The organism is Enterobacter sp. WCHEn045836 (assembly GCF_003965585.1).
Classification (GTDB): Bacteria; Pseudomonadota; Gammaproteobacteria; order Enterobacterales; family Enterobacteriaceae; genus Enterobacter; species Enterobacter dissolvens.
The window spans coordinates 178,593-195,904 of record NZ_RXPT01000006.1; the positions used below are offsets into that span (position 1 = coordinate 178,593).

Consider the following 17,312-nt stretch of genomic DNA (forward strand, 5'->3'; position numbering starts at 1 on the left):
GACGAGGTGAATTTGTGAGGAAGGTAACAAACGCTCAGCACCCGCGAAGCGAGTGCTGAGCTGAAGGGCTATTAATGTGCTTTTACGGCTTTGCCGTTTTTCTGTTTAACCAGATAACCCACGCCAAGGATCGCAATCCAGACCGGGATCAGGTAAACGGAAATCGCCATGCCTGGGGTGATCAGCATAATCACCAGCACACCCGCCATAAACAGCAGGCAAACCCAGTTGCCCAGCGGATAGAGCAGGGCAGGGAAGCGGGTGGTTACGCCCTGCTGCTGTTTCGCGCGGCGGAACTTGATGTGCGCCAGGCTGATCATTGCCCAGTTAATCACCAGGGCCGAGACCACCAGGGCCATCAGCAGACCAAACGCCGATTCAGGTGCCATATAGTTAATCAGCACGCAAAGCGCCGTCACGATAGCCGAAACAATGATGGTATTGACCGGCACGCCGCGCTTATCGACGTTGAGCAGCGCTTTTGGTGCGTTACCCTGCTGCGCCAGGCCGAACAGCATACGGCTGTTGCAGTATACGCAGCTGTTATATACGGAAAGCGCTGCCGTCAGCACGACGATATTAAGCGCATTCGCCACAAAGGTATCGCCCAGTTCGTGGAAGATCAGAACGAACGGGCTGGTGTCGGCCGTGACGCGCGTCCACGGCAGAAGCGAAAGCAGAACGGCCAGCGAACCCACATAGAAAATCAGGATACGGTAGATAACCTGGTTAGTGGCTTTTGGGATGCTCTGCTCCGGATTGTCGGCTTCAGCGGCGGTGATCCCCACCAGCTCCAGCCCCCCGAAAGAGAACATGATAATCGCCATCATCATCACCAGGCCGGTCATCCCGTGAGGCAGGAATCCCCCTTGCTCCCAGAGGTTACGCACTGTGGCCTGTGGACCGCCGTTGCCGCTGAACAGCAGCCAGCCGCCAAAGATGATCATCGCCACCACGGCAATCACTTTGATAATGGCAAACCAGAACTCCATCTCACCGAACACTTTGACGTTAGTCAGGTTGATGGCGTTGATAATGACGAAGAACGCCGCCGCAGAAGCCCAGGTTGGGATCTCGGGATACCAGAACTGAATGTATTTCCCCACGGCAGTCAGTTCTGCCATGGCCACCAGAACGTAAAGTACCCAGTAGTTCCAGCCTGAGGCGAAACCGGCAAAACTGCCCCAGTATTTGTAGGCAAAGTGGCTGAAAGAGCCTGCAACCGGCTCTTCAACGACCATCTCACCGAGCTGGCGCATGATCAGAAACGCGATGAAACCTGCGATAGCGTAACCCAGAATAATGCCCGGGCCGGCCGACTGAATGACGGATGCGCTTCCCAGAAACAGGCCAGTGCCGATAGCACCACCCAGTGCGATGAGCTGAATATGGCGGTTTTTAAGGCCGCGCTTTAGCTGATCGCCGTGCTGTTGAGCTTCCATTTGAAACCTCGTGTGTGGTTGTTATGTTCACGCTGTGCGTGTGTAATTATGAATATCCGTTTTCTGTATTTATTTCTTTACGGTTAATGAGACCGAAAAAAGCGGAGATGTCTTCCGTAAGCGCAAGAATAGTGGTAAGCGCCTGTGAATGCACCTGCTTTATGAAGGGCTGATGACGAGTTGAATAAAAAGAAAGCATTTGTAAATCGCACCGTTAATTCTCACTACCCCAACCTATAGAATAGAAATGCCTCAAAAGTGGGCGAATTTTCATTATTTGCCTTGTTGAATCGCTTCAGATTGCAAAAACCCTCGTTTCATTAAGGTTAAAACTCCCTCTTTAGTAGTAATCAACTCATTTGTGCAAAGTTACATTTCTGAAACGTTATTTCTGTAAGGTTGTTAAAATGTGCAGGGTTTACTGATTTCAATCAAAACCAATATGGACAGAAGGTGAATACTTTGTTACTTTAGCGATACGAACTTGAAATTGGTAAGACCAATTGACTCCGGGCAAAAAGGCGTAAGACAGGGAATATGGCCTACAGCAAAATTCGCCAACCAAAACTATCTGATGTGATTGAGCAGCAGCTGGAGTTTTTAATCCTCGAAGGGACACTGCGCCCGGGTGAGAAACTTCCGCCAGAACGCGAGCTGGCTAAACAGTTCGACGTATCCCGTCCCTCTCTGCGTGAGGCAATTCAACGCCTCGAAGCAAAGGGCTTGCTGCTTCGTCGCCAGGGCGGCGGAACCTTTGTACAAAACAGCCTGTGGCAGAGCTTCAGCGATCCGCTGGTAGAACTTCTCTCTGACCACCCAGAATCCCAGTTTGATCTGCTTGAGACCCGTCACGCGCTTGAAGGTATCGCGGCCTATTACGCCGCCCTTCGCAGCACTGATGAAGATCGCGTGCGTATCCGCGAACTGCATCAGGCCATTGAACGGGCACAGCAGTCCGGCGACTTAGACGCCGAGTCCAATGCCGTCGTCCAGTATCAGATTGCCGTCACCGAAGCGGCACACAACGTGGTGCTCCTCCATCTGCTACGCTGCATGGAGCCGATGCTGGCCCAGAACGTTCGTCAGAATTTTGAATTGTTGTATGCCCGTCGGGACATGCTCCCACTGGTAAGCAACCATCGCACCCGAGTATTCGAGGCGATAATGGCCGGGGAACCGGAGCAGGCGCGCGAAGCGTCGCACCGACATCTGGCTTTCATTGAGGAAATCTTGCTGGACCGCAGCCGAGAACAATCGCGTCGCGAACGTTCATTACGCCGCATACAGCAACGAAAGGATTAAGCGCCAGGTACTTTTAGAGCGCGGCAACTAAACGCAGAACCTGTCTTATTGTGTTTTCTGGCGAAAATACAATGGGACAGGTTCCAGACAAATCAACGTATTAGATAGATAAGGAATACCCCCATGTCAGAACGTCTCCAAAATGACGTGGATCCGATCGAAACTCGCGACTGGCTACAGGCGATCGAATCGGTCATCCGTGAAGAAGGTGTTGAGCGCGCTCAGTATCTGATTGATCAGCTGCTTTCTGAAGCCCGCAAAGGCGGCGTGAAGGTTGCTTCAGGTGCAGGGGCTAGCAACTACGTAAACACGATTGCCGTTGAAGACGAACCGGAATACCCGGGCAATCTGGATCTGGAACGCCGTATCCGTTCTGCCATCCGCTGGAACGCCATCATGACCGTTCTGCGCGCGTCCAAGAAAGATCTGGAACTGGGTGGCCACATGGCGTCCTTCCAGTCCTCTGCGACCGTTTACGAAGTGTGCTTCAACCACTTCTTCCGTGCAGCCAACGAGAAAGACGGCGGCGATCTGGTGTACTTCCAGGGCCACATCTCTCCGGGCATCTATGCACGTGCATTCCTGGAAGGTCGTCTGACTGAAGAGCAGATGAACAACTTCCGTCAGGAAGTTCACGGTAAAGGTCTGTCTTCTTATCCGCACCCTAAACTGATGCCTGAATTCTGGCAGTTCCCGACCGTATCCATGGGTCTGGGCCCTATCGGTGCGATCTATCAGGCTAAATTCCTGAAATACCTGGAACACCGTGGTCTGAAAGATACCTCTGAGCAAACCGTTTACGCCTTCCTGGGCGACGGCGAAATGGATGAGCCAGAGTCTAAAGGTGCGATCACCATCGCTACCCGTGAGAAGCTGGACAACCTGTGCTTCATCATCAACTGTAACCTGCAGCGTCTGGATGGTCCGGTAACCGGTAACGGCAAGATCATCAACGAACTGGAAGGCATCTTCGCTGGTGCTGGCTGGAACGTTATCAAAGTGATGTGGGGTTCCCGTTGGGACGAACTGCTGCGTAAAGACACCAGCGGTAAACTGATCCAGCTGATGAACGAAACCGTTGACGGTGACTACCAGACCTTCAAATCCAAAGACGGTGCCTACGTTCGTGAGCACTTCTTCGGCAAATATCCTGAAACCGCCGCACTGGTTGCAGACTGGACTGATGAGCAGATCTGGGCGCTGAACCGTGGTGGTCACGATCCGAAGAAAATCTACGCTGCACTGAAAAAAGCGCGCGAAACCAAAGGTAAAGCGACTGTAATCCTGGCCCACACTATCAAAGGTTACGGCATGGGTGATACCGCAGAAGGTAAAAACATCGCTCACCAGGTTAAGAAAATGAACATGGACGGCGTGCGTTATATCCGCGACCGTTTCAACGTGCCAGTAACCGATGAGCAGGTAGAAAACCTGTCTTACATAACCTTCCCGGAAGGTTCTGAAGAGCACAAGTACCTGCACGAACGTCGTCAGGCGCTGAAAGGCTACCTGCCAGCTCGTCAGCCTAACTTCACCGAGAAACTGGAACTGCCAGCGCTGGAAGACTTCTCTCAGCTGCTGGAAGAGCAGAACAAAGAGATCTCCACCACTATCGCTTTCGTTCGTGCCCTGAACGTGATGCTGAAGAACAAGTCGATCAAAGATCGTCTGGTGCCAATCATCGCTGACGAAGCGCGTACTTTCGGTATGGAAGGTCTGTTCCGTCAGATCGGTATCTACAGCCCGAACGGCCAGCAGTACACCCCGCAGGACCGTGAGCAGGTTGCTTACTACAAAGAAGACGAGAAAGGTCAGATCCTGCAGGAAGGTATCAACGAGCTGGGCGCAGGCGCATCCTGGCTGGCTGCTGCGACCTCCTACAGCACCAACAACCTGCCGATGATCCCGTTCTACATCTACTACTCCATGTTCGGGTTCCAGCGTATCGGTGACCTGTGCTGGCAGGCAGGCGACCAGCAGGCTCGCGGCTTCCTGATTGGTGGTACTTCCGGTCGTACGACCCTGAACGGTGAAGGTCTGCAGCACGAAGATGGCCACAGCCACATTCAGTCTCTGACTATCCCTAACTGTATCTCTTACGACCCGTCTTACGCGTACGAAGTGGCAGTCATCATGCATGACGGTCTGCAGCGCATGTACGGCGAAGCGCAAGAGAACATTTACTACTACATCACCACCCTGAACGAAAACTACCACATGCCGGCAATGCCAGCAGGTGCCGAGGAAGGTATCCGTAAAGGTATCTACAAACTCGAAACCCTCGAAGGTAGCAAAGGTAAAGTTCAGCTGCTGGGCTCCGGTTCTATTCTGCGTCACGTTCGTGAAGCAGCGCAGATCCTGGCGAAAGACTACGGTGTGGGTTCCGACGTATACAGCGTGACCTCCTTCACTGAACTGGCGCGTGATGGCCAGGATTGTGAGCGCTGGAACATGCTGCACCCAATGGAAACCCCACGCGTTCCGTACATCGCTCAGGTGATGAACGACGCGCCAGCGGTGGCGTCTACTGACTATATGAAACTGTTCGCTGAGCAGGTTCGTACTTACGTTCCAGCTGATGATTATCGCGTACTGGGTACTGACGGCTTCGGTCGTTCTGACAGCCGCGAAAACCTGCGTCACCACTTCGAAGTTGATGCTTCTTACGTGGTTGTAGCAGCACTGGGCGAACTGGCTAAACGTGGCGAAATCGATAAGAAAGTGGTTGCGGACGCAATTACCAAATTCAACATCGATGCAGAAAAAGTTAACCCGCGTCTGGCGTAAGAGGTAAAAGAATAATGGCTATCGAAATCAATGTACCGGACATCGGGGCTGATGAAGTTGAAATCACCGAGATCCTGGTCAAAGTAGGCGACAAAGTTGAAGCTGAACAGTCGCTGATCACCGTAGAAGGCGACAAAGCCTCTATGGAAGTCCCGTCTCCTCAGGCTGGCATCGTTAAAGAGATCAAAGTCTCTGTTGGCGATAAAACCGAGACTGGCAAACTGATCATGATTTTCGATTCCGCCGACGGTGCAGCAGCAGCTGCACCTGCGCAGGAAGAGAAGAAAGAAGCTCCGGCCGCCGCTGCTCCAGCAGCTGCCGCGGCAGCGAAAGAAGTTAACGTGCCTGACATCGGCGGTGACGAAGTTGAAGTCACTGAAATCCTGGTGAAAGTGGGCGATACCGTTGCGGCTGAGCAGTCTCTGATCACCGTAGAAGGCGATAAAGCGTCTATGGAAGTGCCGGCGCCGTTCGCGGGCACCGTTAAAGAGATCAAGATCAACACCGGTGACAAAGTGTCTACCGGCTCTCTGATCATGATCTTCGAAGTGGCGGGTGCTGCACCTGCCGCTGCGCCAGCTCAGGCTGCTGCTCCGGCTCCTGCGGCTGCACCAGCAGCAGGCGGCGTGAAAGACGTTAACGTTCCTGACATCGGCGGTGACGAAGTTGAAGTGACCGAAGTGATGGTGAAAGTGGGCGACAAAGTTGCCGCTGAACAGTCACTGATCACCGTTGAAGGCGACAAAGCGTCTATGGAAGTGCCTGCGCCGTTCGCGGGTACCGTTAAAGAGATCAAAATCAGCACCGGCGACAAAGTGTCTACCGGTTCTCTGATCATGGTCTTCGAAGTGGAAGGCGCTGCGCCTGCCGCAGCTCCGGCTGCCGCGGCTGCTCCAGCACCGGCTGCTGCACCGACTCAGGCTGCTAAACCAGCGGCACCTGCTGCAAAAGCGGAAAGCAAATCTGAGTTCGCTGAAAATGACGCTTATGTCCACGCGACCCCGCTGATTCGTCGCCTGGCGCGCGAATTCGGCGTGAACCTGGCGAAAGTGAAAGGGACTGGCCGTAAAGGTCGTATCCTGCGCGAAGACGTTCAGGCTTATGTGAAAGACGCGGTGAAACGCGCTGAAGCTGCACCAGCTGCAGCCGCAGGCGGCGGTATCCCGGGCATGCTGCCATGGCCGAAAGTGGACTTCAGCAAGTTCGGCGAAATTGAAGAAGTGGAACTGGGCCGCATCCAGAAAATCTCTGGTGCTAACCTGAGCCGTAACTGGGTAATGATCCCGCACGTTACGCACTTCGACAAAACCGATATCACCGATCTGGAAGCGTTCCGTAAACAGCAGAACGCCGAAGCTGAGAAGCGTAAACTGGACGTGAAATTCACCCCAGTGGTCTTCATCATGAAAGCGGTTGCTGCGGCTCTGGAGCAGATGCCACGCTTCAACAGCTCCCTGTCCGAAGATGGCCAGAAGCTGACGCTGAAGAAATACATCAACATCGGTGTTGCGGTTGATACGCCAAATGGTCTGGTTGTTCCGGTCTTCAAAGACGTGAACAAGAAGAGCATCACTGAGCTGTCCCGTGAACTGACCACCATCTCCAAAAAAGCGCGTGATGGTAAGCTGACTGCCGGCGAAATGCAGGGCGGCTGCTTCACTATCTCCAGCATCGGCGGCCTGGGTACCACCCACTTCGCACCGATTGTTAACGCGCCGGAAGTGGCTATCCTCGGTGTGTCCAAGTCCGCGATGGAGCCGGTGTGGAATGGCAAAGAGTTCGTGCCGCGTCTGATGATGCCAATCTCTCTGTCCTTCGACCACCGCGTTATCGACGGTGCTGATGGTGCGCGTTTCATCACCATCATCAACAACATGCTGAGCGACATTCGCCGCCTGGTGATGTAAGTGAAAAGCCGGCCAGTCGGCCGGCTTTTTTCTGTTAATCTCATGTGGTTTGTGAGGTTATTGGCGAAAGCGACAATTCGTGAGCCGTTTGTTGTTTCAAAATTGTTAACAATTTTGTAAACTGCGGGCGGATAGAACGTCCCGGTGGATGAAGGGCGACAAGTACCTGGACCGCCGGAAATCAATAAGAGGTCATGATGAGTACTGAAATCAAAACTCAGGTCGTGGTACTTGGGGCAGGTCCCGCAGGTTACTCTGCAGCCTTCCGTTGCGCTGATTTAGGTCTGGAAACCGTCATCGTAGAACGTTACAACACCCTTGGCGGTGTTTGTCTGAACGTAGGTTGTATCCCTTCTAAAGCGCTGCTGCACGTCGCGAAAGTTATCGAAGAAGCCAAAGCGCTGGCTGAACACGGTATCGTCTTCGGCGAGCCGAAAACCGATATCGACAAAATCCGTACCTGGAAAGAGAAAGTTATCACTCAGCTGACCGGTGGTCTGGCTGGCATGGCGAAAGGCCGTAAAGTAAAAGTGGTTAACGGTCTGGGTAAATTCACCGGCGCGAACACCCTGGAAGTGGAAGGCGAAAACGGCAAAACCGTGATCAACTTCGACAACGCGATCATCGCGGCGGGCTCTCGTCCAATCGAGCTGCCATTCATTCCACATGAAGATCCACGCGTGTGGGATTCCACCGATGCCCTGGAACTGAAAACCGTTCCAAAACGCCTGCTGGTTATGGGCGGCGGTATCATCGGTCTGGAAATGGGTACCGTGTACCATGCACTGGGTTCCGATATTGACGTGGTTGAAATGTTCGACCAGGTTATCCCGGCTGCGGATAAAGACATCGTTAAAGTCTTCACCAAGCGTATCAGCAAGAAATTCAACCTGATGCTGGAAACCAAAGTGACTGCCGTTGAAGCGAAAGAAGACGGTATTTACGTTTCCATGGAAGGTAAAAAAGCGCCATCCGAACCACAGCGTTACGACGCCGTGCTGGTGGCGATCGGCCGTGTGCCGAACGGTAAGAACCTCGACGCGGGCAAAGCTGGCGTGGAAGTGGACGACCGTGGCTTCATCCGCGTTGACAAACAGCTGCGCACTAACGTGCCGCACATCTTTGCTATCGGCGATATCGTTGGTCAGCCAATGCTGGCGCACAAAGGTGTTCACGAAGGTCACGTTGCCGCTGAAGTTATCGCCGGCATGAAACACTACTTCGATCCGAAAGTGATCCCATCTATCGCGTACACCGAGCCAGAAGTGGCATGGGTAGGTCTGACCGAGAAAGAAGCGAAAGAGAAAGGCATCAGCTACGAAACCGCCACCTTCCCGTGGGCTGCTTCTGGCCGTGCTATCGCTTCCGACTGCGCAGACGGTATGACCAAACTGATCTTCGACAAAGAGACCCACCGCGTTATCGGTGGTGCGATTGTCGGTACCAACGGCGGCGAGCTGCTGGGTGAAATCGGTCTGGCGATCGAAATGGGTTGCGACGCAGAAGACATCGCGCTGACCATCCACGCTCACCCGACTCTGCACGAGTCCGTGGGCCTGGCGGCAGAAGTGTTTGAAGGTAGCATCACCGACCTGCCAAACGCGAAAGCGAAGAAGAAATAAGTTTCTTCAGATAAAAAAGCGGCCTCTGGCCGCTTTTTTTATGTGCTGGATTCAGGGAGCCACAGGCTGCCAGGTTTTATCCGGGTTATAGGCAGTTAACGCCTGGGCTTTCTGCTCAGAATCATTGCCGAGATCGGCCTGGTACACCTTGTCATCCTGGTTTATCACAAAGCTCATGACGCCTGTCTGGCCATAGCTGACGGGCCATGCCACCATCGCAAAGCCTTTCTCATATGGCAGGATACGGAACCGATAGCCGTGATAGCCTGCACCGGGCTCTTTGGGGCTGAAGGCCGGCCCCAGCGGGCTGGGGGCTTCACCCGGCGAAACGGGCCAGTAGAGACCATCTTTTTTCCCTTCAGAGCTGACAATTCTCTGCGCGTATTTTTGATTCATGGCGAAATAGCTCTGCTGGGCATCCACATAGGCATGTAATGCTTCGATGGCGGCAAGCTCGTTACGCCCGATCTCGCGGGTCAGGATCTCCTCGGCGCCCTCCTTGATATCGAATTGCCATCCGGCAGCGGTTTTGACAACCGGGATGGGCAGCTGCCAGTCGTTATTTCCGACAACCAGATGCGCCGTATTACCGTCGATAACCGTGTTGTGCCGCACCTTCCAGTCGCGCAGGAAACGATCGACGGCATCAGGATCGACCCCTTCAGGCGGCAGAAAATCGCGCCAGTTCTCTCCAAGCAGATTGTTCATCGCCGTTTCATTCTGCTCACTGATGGCCTGCGCCAGCGCATCGGTCGCCTGAGCGGGCGTGCTGAAGGATTGCTGTGCCATCGCAGCGGCGGACATCATGAACAACACCATTCCACAGACAAGATTCGTTTTCATGTTGGCTCCCTTAACGATGACGGAATTCACGGTGTTCAGCACGTCCGGCAGGTGCCTGACGCGGCTGCTGATGACGGGCAGCCAGTTGTCTGCTTTGCGCTCCCCGCTGCTGCTGGGCTTGCCAGTTGGCAGAGCGGCTGTCGTTGCCGCTCAGCGCATTCGCGCGAGGCTGGCTGGTTCGCTGCGGGATATGGCGTTGCTGGGCGGGCTGCGCGATCCGTTTCTCCTGTCGCTGGGTTACGGCATGGCGATTCTCACGCTGCTGCGAGGTGGTTCGCTTTGCCGTTTGCGGTCTGGTGTCGTAGCCACGGTAGTTGTTGCGCTGGGATATCTGCTTCAGCTGTTCGCCTGAAGCCTGGCGCTGTGCATCTTTGGTTCCCGGACGCGCGGTTTGCGGGAAGGTTTTGCCTGTCGATTTCTCCATCTGGCTCAGGGCCGCCTGACGCTGGCTGTCGCGGTTAACCGGTTTTTGCTGCGTAGAACTGAGCCCCGTTACCGTGTCAGTGGAATGGAAGCGGTTATTGAGCTGGCTGGTGGGGTAGGGCACACCTTCCCGATATGCCGGGTTATGCTGCCAGGTGCGGTTGGCATCCGTCAGGCGTTGGCCACTGATTTTATTGAAGTTCTCAACGTTGATATTGATATTGTTATCACCGTTGCGGTTATAGCCGCCGTGATTCCAGTCATCGTCATGATGGTGGTCCCAGTCGTCGTCATCATCCCAGTCGATGTTGCTGAAGATGGCGTAGGTTGTCGCCACGCCCAGGCTGAAGCCTAAGCCTTTAACCAGACTGTCCGTAAACTGCTCTCCCGGAGAAGGAGGAAGATAGGTCGGCGGGTAGGCAGTGTTTGGCCAGGTACCGTAGACGGTATTGGGGTTATAGGTGGGGACGTAAACGACCTGCGGATCCGCGGATTCAATTTTGATTACCGTCGGGGCAGGCGTGGTGGAAGTCGTCGATTCGCTGGTGGCTGATTTGGCCGGAGCAGGTTTTGTCACGGTGGTGACCGTCTGCTGAGGCGTTGATTGTAAGGCGCCGGTCTTTTGTGCCAGCGCGCGCAGGCGTTGGACGGAATCCATGACATCTTTCGGTTGCGCGAGAAACGCATCCCCCAGATTTTGTACCCACGGCGGGTTTTCACCCATCAGCGACATCAGTTGAGGAAACGCGACCAGCGATTTTACGCTGGGATCCCAGGGCTGGCTGGCAACGGCCTGAATAGCGGCGTCTCCTTCCATTTTAGGGTTGTCTTTGGACCACTGCGCCGCCTGGATGACGTTGGCCGGGTAGGTCGAGGCCATTAAAATTTGTGACAGCAGGGCATCCGGATAGAGCGCGATGGGAGCAACCCACTGATCGATTTGCGCAGCCGTATAGGCTGGAGCGACGACGGGCGCGGGTTGCGCTGCTGCGGGGGTTACCGGTTGTTGTGCGACGGGAGCGGGGACGGCAGGCTCTGTCGCCCGACTTTTGACAAACATCACGCCTGAGGCGGCAAACAGCCCGGCACTGCACAGAAGAACAAGCAGATGGGGTTTAAAGGGCAACTTCATAAAATGACTCCAACGAGACAAGCGCTGTGCCGTGAGGCGTTACGGTTGGCGTGAGTATTATTCACTCGCCTTTTACTGTTTTGACTTTTGTTGGGGAACTGTCGGTACGTCCGGATAAAGAGTGTGAGTATTTATTACACAATTATATGTGATAGCTGAAAAGCCGCTGGGATTTCAGAAGGCCGCTCTTGCGAGCGGACCGCAGCGAGTTGCCAAAATTCCCCCTGTCTGCCCTCTACACCATGCTTAACGATTCAGCAAATTTTTTAATGTTGCTTTTTTGTAAACGGATTAACACTGTGCAGAAATCCTGCTATGCTGCCCGACGCGGTATCGGGCATTTACCCTACAAACTGCTGTCTCACAGGAGCGTGAAGAGAACGCCCGCCGCATATGACAATGAGAGCGAGGAGAACCGTCGTGCTAGAAGAATACCGTAAGCACGTAGCAGAACGTGCCGCCGAGGGAATTGTACCCAAACCGTTAGATGCAACCCAAATGGCCGCGCTCGTCGAGCTGCTGAAGAACCCGCCTAAGGGCGAAGAAGAATTCCTGTTAGATCTGCTGATCAACCGCGTACCGCCTGGCGTAGATGAAGCTGCCTACGTAAAAGCCGGATTCCTTGCTGCTATCGCCAAAGGCGAAGCCACCTCCCCACTGGTTACTCCTGAAAAAGCCATTGAACTGCTCGGCACCATGCAGGGTGGTTATAACATTCATCCGCTGATTGACGCGCTGGATAACGACACGCTGGCACCGATTGCCGCTAAAGCGCTCTCTTCAACGCTGCTGATGTTCGATAACTTCTACGATGTGGAAGAAAAAGCCAAAGCAGGCAACGTCTATGCGAAGCAGGTGATGCAGTCCTGGGCCGATGCCGAATGGTTCCTGAACCGTCCTGCGCTGGCTGAAAAAATTACCGTTACCGTATTCAAAGTTACCGGTGAAACCAACACCGATGACCTCTCTCCGGCACCGGATGCATGGTCTCGTCCGGATATCCCGCTGCACGCCCTGGCGATGCTGAAAAACGCCCGTGAAGGCATTGAGCCGGATCAGCCTGGCGTTGTCGGCCCGATCAAACAGATCGAAGCGTTGCAGAAAAAAGGCTTCCCGCTGGCTTACGTCGGTGACGTTGTCGGTACCGGTTCTTCCCGTAAATCCGCAACCAACTCCGTCCTGTGGTTTATGGGTGACGACATTCCGCATGTGCCGAACAAACGCGGCGGCGGTCTGTGCCTGGGCGGTAAGATTGCCCCAATCTTCTTCAACACCATGGAAGATGCTGGCGCACTGCCAATCGAAGTGGATGTGTCTAACCTGAACATGGGCGACGTGATTGACGTTTACCCGTACAAAGGTGAAGTCCGTAACCACGACACCAACGAGCTGCTGGCGAGCTTCGAGCTGAAAACCGACGTGCTGATCGACGAAGTGCGTGCCGGTGGCCGTATTCCGCTGATCATTGGTCGTGGCCTGACGACTAAAGCGCGTGAAGCGCTGGGTCTGCCGCACTCAGACGTGTTCCGTCATGCGAAAGACGTCGCAGAAAGCAATCGTGGCTTCTCGCTGGCGCAGAAAATGGTTGGCCGCGCGTGCGGCGTAGCCGGCGTCCGTCCGGGTGCTTACTGCGAGCCGAAGATGACCTCCGTGGGTTCTCAGGACACCACAGGCCCAATGACCCGTGACGAACTGAAAGACCTGGCGTGCCTGGGCTTCTCGTCTGACCTGGTCATGCAGTCCTTCTGTCACACGGCGGCGTATCCGAAGCCGGTTGACGTAACCACGCACCACACGCTGCCAGACTTCATCATGAACCGTGGCGGCGTCTCCCTGCGTCCGGGCGACGGTGTTATCCACTCCTGGCTGAACCGTATGCTGCTGCCGGATACCGTCGGTACTGGCGGTGACTCCCATACCCGTTTCCCGATTGGTATCTCCTTCCCGGCGGGCTCCGGTCTGGTGGCGTTTGCCGCAGCGACCGGCGTGATGCCGCTGGATATGCCGGAATCGGTACTGGTGCGCTTCAAAGGTAAAATGCAGCCAGGTATCACCCTGCGCGACCTGGTTCACGCTATCCCGCTGTATGCCATCAAACAGGGCCTGCTGACCGTTGAGAAGAAAGGTAAGAAAAACATCTTCTCTGGCCGCATTCTGGAAATTGAAGGGCTGCCGGATCTCAAAGTTGAGCAGGCATTCGAGCTGACCGATGCGTCTGCAGAGCGTTCCGCCGCGGGTTGTACCATCAAGCTGAACAAAGAGCCGATCATTGAGTATCTGAACTCTAACATTGTCCTGCTGAAGTGGATGATTGCGGAAGGCTACGGCGATCGTCGTACGCTGGAGCGTCGTATTCAGGGCATGGAGAAATGGCTGGCGGATCCGCAGCTGCTGGAAGCCGATGCTGACGCAGAATATGCGGCGGTGATCGACATCGATCTGGCAGACATTAAAGAGCCAATTCTCTGTGCACCGAACGATCCTGACGATGCGCGTCTGCTGTCTGACGTGCAGGGCGATAAGATCGACGAAGTATTCATCGGTTCCTGTATGACCAACATCGGCCACTTCCGTGCTGCCGGTAAACTGCTGGATACTCACAAAGGCCAGCTGCCAACCCGCCTGTGGGTGGCACCGCCAACCCGTATGGATGCGGCACAGCTGACCGAAGAGGGCTATTACAGCGTGTTTGGTAAGAGCGGTGCGCGTATCGAAATCCCTGGCTGTTCCCTGTGTATGGGTAACCAGGCGCGCGTGGCAGACGGTGCGACGGTGGTCTCCACCTCTACCCGTAACTTCCCGAACCGTTTAGGTACCGGTGCTAACGTCTACCTGGCGTCTGCTGAGCTGGCGGCGGTTGCGGCGCTGATTGGCAAACTGCCAACGCCGGAAGAGTACCAGACCTTTGTGGCTCAGGTTGATAAGACAGCGGTGGATACCTATCGCTATCTGAACTTCGACCAGCTCTCTCAGTACACCGAGAAAGCTGACGGGGTGATCTTCCAGACGGCGGTATAAAAGCAAAACCGTCTCTACACGGTTTTTAGTGTTTGCACCCTCTCCCGTGGGAGAGGGACGGGGTGAGGGCATCAGGCCGCAGGGTCTTGCTCTCACCTTTTTATTTTCATTCCTCCCGCCTCACACGCTTTTTTTCTTCCTCTCTGCTGCGATAATTACCGTAATGGCTTTGCAGAGGAAAACACTATGGATTACGAATTTCTGCGCGACATCACCGGGGTGGTGAAAGTGCGTATGTCGATGGGCCACGAAGCCGTTGGACACTGGTTTAACGAAGAGGTGAAAGAAAATCTCGCGCTTCTTGATGAAGTTGAACAGGCGGCGAATACGGTGAAAGGCAGTGAACGCTCCTGGCAACGCGCGGGTCATGAATACACGCTGTGGATGGATGGCGAAGAGGTGATGGTGCGAGCCAACCAGCTGGAATTCTCGGGCGACGAGATGGAAGAGGGGATGAGCTACTACGACGAAGAGAGTCTGTCGCTGTGCGGCGTGGAGGACTTTCTGCAGGTCGTGGCGGCGTACCGGGCGTTCATGAAACAGAAATAGCACACGGGAGCGTCCTTGCTCCTCGCGCGTCTTACACGGCCGGAATATTGCGGCCGTAGTAGATTTCGCGCATCTCTTTCCAGAGCAGGTCGGTAATGACCTTGCGCTCTTCTTCGCTTAAATCTTCTGGCTTTGTGTGGAACATGTAGTGCTTAAGGTCAAACTCCTTAAGCAGCATCTTGGTGTGGAAGATGTTCTCCTGGTACACGTTCACGTCCATCATGTCATACAGCGATTTCATGTCCTCGGACATAAAGTTCTGAATGGAGTTGATCTCGTGATCGATAAAGTGCTTCATACCGTTGATATCACGCGTGAAACCACGCACACGATAATCAATGGTAACGATATCGGATTCCAGCTGGTGGATTAAATAGTTCAGCGCATTTAACGGCGAGATCACGCCGCAGGTGGATACTTCGATATCAGCGCGGAACGTACACAGTCCGCCTTCCGGGTGGCTTTCCGGGTAGGTATGTACGCAGATATGGCTTTTATCGAGATGCGCGACAACCACTTCCGGCAGCGGGCCTGGATGCTCGGTTTTATCGATTAGTTTTGGGTCGACCGGCTCTTCGCTGACCAGAATGGTCACGCTGGCGCCCTGGGGTTCATAATCCTGGCGGGCGATGTTCAGGATATTAGCGCCGATAATGGAACAGGTTTCCGACAGGATCTCGGTCAGTCGGTTGGCATTGTAGAGTTCATCGATATAGGCGATGTAGCCATCGCGTTCTTCCGCTGTTTTGGCATAGCAGATATCGTAAATACAAAAACTCAGGCTTTTGGTCAGGTTGTTAAAGCCATGCAGTTTAAGCTTTTTCAATTAGTTCACCCCCTGGGAGGACAGTGCATCTTGCAGGTACTGCGGCAAGGCAAAGGCTGCGGTATGAACCGCGGGATTGTAGTAACGGCACTGGAGACCCGCCTGATGGAAGCGCGCCTGGATAATTTCCGTGGACAGATGGCGCAGGACATCGTTATCCGTCGCCCAGGCAAAGGTCATGATCCCGCCGTAGTAGGTCGGAATGGCAGCCTGATAGAAGCTGACATCGCCAAAATAGGTGCTCAGTTTGCGGTGGCTGTCGAGCGCTTCATCCTGCTGCAGGAAGCAGACGCCATTTTGTGCCACAAAGATACCGCCAGGGTTCAGGCAACGCTTGCAACCTTCGTAGAACGACGAGGTAAACAGCGACGCGCCGGGGCCAATAGGGTCGGTACAGTCAGAGATAATGACGTCAAACGTCTGGCTGGTCTGGTTGACGAAGTTCACGCCATCGTCAATCACCAGCTTAAAGCGCGGATCGTCGTAGCTACCCGCATTATGGTTGGGCAGGTACTGACGACAGAATGAGACCACGCCCGCATCGATCTCCACCATGGTGATGGTTTCAATGGACTGATGGCGGGAGACTTCGCGCAGCATCGCCCCGTCGCCGCCGCCGATAATCAGCACGTGCTTCGCGTGGCCATGGGCCAGCAGCGGGACGTGGGTCATCATCTCATGATAGATAAACTCATCCCGCTCGGTGGTTTGCACCACGCCGTCCAGCGCCATTACGCGGCCAAAAGCGGCATTCTCGAAGATGATCAGATCCTGATGATCGGTTTTCTCATGATAAAGCACGTTATCAACGGCAAAGTACTGACCAAACTGGTCATGCAGTGTTTCATGCCACAACGTGTGATCGGCCATACGCGGACTCCTCCTTCGTTAACATCCGTTACACTCACGAAAAATGAGCGAAACATGATAGCTAACTATAACCGTGGTTGCACGGTTCCAGGCGAAACAAGAGGCGTCGGGAAGGTTATTTCACGTAGGCGAGCAGGCTAAGCGAATCGCGAGCCAGCGCTTTGCATTTTTTTGCCGTAGGGATACCGATACCGCTTAAATCGCGGTAGCTGTCTTCACCGAGCGCTTTCATGTCAAAGCTGTCGTAGTTGCTGAGATCCCATTGGTTCTGCTGGGCAAAAAAGACCAGTGCGCGACGAATTTGCCCGTTGGGTAAATTCTGGTAGCCACAATCATTTTTCAGGAATACAAAAACTGCCGTCAGATCGGCCATATCTTCCGCTTCATTTTCACTGAGCGCATAGCTGTTCGCACACATTGCCATCAGGCTGGTGAACAAAATTGTCCTGAAAAACGTCTTCATTGCTTCTACCACTGCATCACGGAAAATCAACGTTAGCATATTTGGTGCCAGTGCGACGATCTTTATTATTGCCGCGTTACTTGACCTTCCGGTAAGGGGAGGGTTTATGCTCAAAAGATCGTCTGCAC

The 17,312-nt window shown here is 54.2% G+C and carries 12 protein-coding genes; 6 read left to right on the forward strand and 6 right to left on the reverse strand.

All coding sequences use genetic code 11. The features are described from left to right. Positions 1 to 71: 71 nt before the first annotated feature. On the reverse strand, positions 72 to 1,442 hold the full coding sequence (gene aroP, locus EKN38_RS10040; RefSeq protein ID WP_014830666.1) for an aromatic amino acid transporter AroP: 1,371 nt from the start codon (positions 1,440 to 1,442) through the stop codon (positions 72 to 74). A 537-nt stretch (positions 1,443 to 1,979) separates the two neighbouring features. Between aroP and pdhR the strand changes: the two genes are divergently transcribed. The 4 genes from pdhR (at position 1,980) to lpdA (ending at position 9,060) form a co-directional block, all read left to right on the forward strand. Beyond that, the gene (gene pdhR / locus EKN38_RS10045; protein ID WP_013095596.1) at positions 1,980 to 2,744 is read left to right on the forward strand and encodes a pyruvate dehydrogenase complex transcriptional repressor PdhR; all 765 of its coding nucleotides are present in this window, start codon (positions 1,980 to 1,982) and stop codon (positions 2,742 to 2,744) included. A 123-nt stretch (positions 2,745 to 2,867) separates the two neighbouring features. After that, the gene (gene aceE, locus EKN38_RS10050; RefSeq protein WP_014830667.1) at positions 2,868 to 5,531 is read left to right on the forward strand and encodes a pyruvate dehydrogenase (acetyl-transferring), homodimeric type; all 2,664 of its coding nucleotides are present in this window, start codon (positions 2,868 to 2,870) and stop codon (positions 5,529 to 5,531) included. A gap of 14 nt (positions 5,532 to 5,545) precedes the next feature. After that, a complete protein-coding gene (aceF, locus tag EKN38_RS10055; RefSeq protein WP_014830668.1) occupies positions 5,546 to 7,438 on the forward strand; it encodes a pyruvate dehydrogenase complex dihydrolipoyllysine-residue acetyltransferase in 1,893 nt (630 codons plus the stop codon). A gap of 197 nt (positions 7,439 to 7,635) precedes the next feature. Next, complete coding sequence (lpdA, locus tag EKN38_RS10060) at positions 7,636 to 9,060, forward strand: dihydrolipoyl dehydrogenase (protein ID WP_014830669.1); 1,425 nt, start codon at positions 7,636 to 7,638, stop codon at positions 9,058 to 9,060. A 51-nt stretch (positions 9,061 to 9,111) separates the two neighbouring features. Here lpdA and EKN38_RS10065 read toward each other — a convergent pair whose 3' ends face one another. Both EKN38_RS10065 and EKN38_RS10070 read right to left on the reverse strand, forming a co-directional pair. Then, on the reverse strand, positions 9,112 to 9,903 hold the full coding sequence (locus EKN38_RS10065) for a DUF2950 family protein (RefSeq protein ID WP_014830670.1): 792 nt from the start codon (positions 9,901 to 9,903) through the stop codon (positions 9,112 to 9,114). 10 nt (positions 9,904 to 9,913) lie between these two features. Further along, complete coding sequence (locus EKN38_RS10070) at positions 9,914 to 11,458, reverse strand: DUF3300 domain-containing protein (RefSeq protein ID WP_014830671.1); 1,545 nt, start codon at positions 11,456 to 11,458, stop codon at positions 9,914 to 9,916. A 420-nt stretch (positions 11,459 to 11,878) separates the two neighbouring features. Between EKN38_RS10070 and acnB the strand changes: the two genes are divergently transcribed. Together acnB and yacL are read left to right on the forward strand one after the other, a co-directional pair. Further along, positions 11,879 to 14,476: a bifunctional aconitate hydratase 2/2-methylisocitrate dehydratase gene (acnB, locus tag EKN38_RS10075; protein ID WP_014830672.1), complete on the forward strand. Its 2,598-nt coding sequence runs from the start codon at positions 11,879 to 11,881 to the stop codon at positions 14,474 to 14,476. Between the two features lie 186 nt (positions 14,477 to 14,662). Then, positions 14,663 to 15,025, forward strand: coding sequence for a protein YacL (gene yacL / locus EKN38_RS10080; protein ID WP_014830673.1), 363 nt, complete (start codon positions 14,663 to 14,665; stop codon positions 15,023 to 15,025). Positions 15,026 to 15,056: 31 nt separating this feature from the next. Here yacL and speD read toward each other — a convergent pair whose 3' ends face one another. The 3 genes from speD to EKN38_RS10095 form a co-directional block, all read right to left on the reverse strand. Next, the gene (gene speD, locus EKN38_RS10085) at positions 15,057 to 15,851 is read right to left on the reverse strand and encodes an adenosylmethionine decarboxylase (protein WP_013095609.1); all 795 of its coding nucleotides are present in this window, start codon (positions 15,849 to 15,851) and stop codon (positions 15,057 to 15,059) included. Next, positions 15,852 to 16,721: a polyamine aminopropyltransferase gene (gene speE, locus EKN38_RS10090; RefSeq protein ID WP_014830674.1), complete on the reverse strand. Its 870-nt coding sequence runs from the start codon at positions 16,719 to 16,721 to the stop codon at positions 15,852 to 15,854. A 115-nt stretch (positions 16,722 to 16,836) separates the two neighbouring features. Next, complete coding sequence (locus EKN38_RS10095) at positions 16,837 to 17,184, reverse strand: YacC family pilotin-like protein (RefSeq protein ID WP_014830675.1); 348 nt, start codon at positions 17,182 to 17,184, stop codon at positions 16,837 to 16,839. Between the last annotated feature and the right edge of the window lie 128 nt (positions 17,185 to 17,312).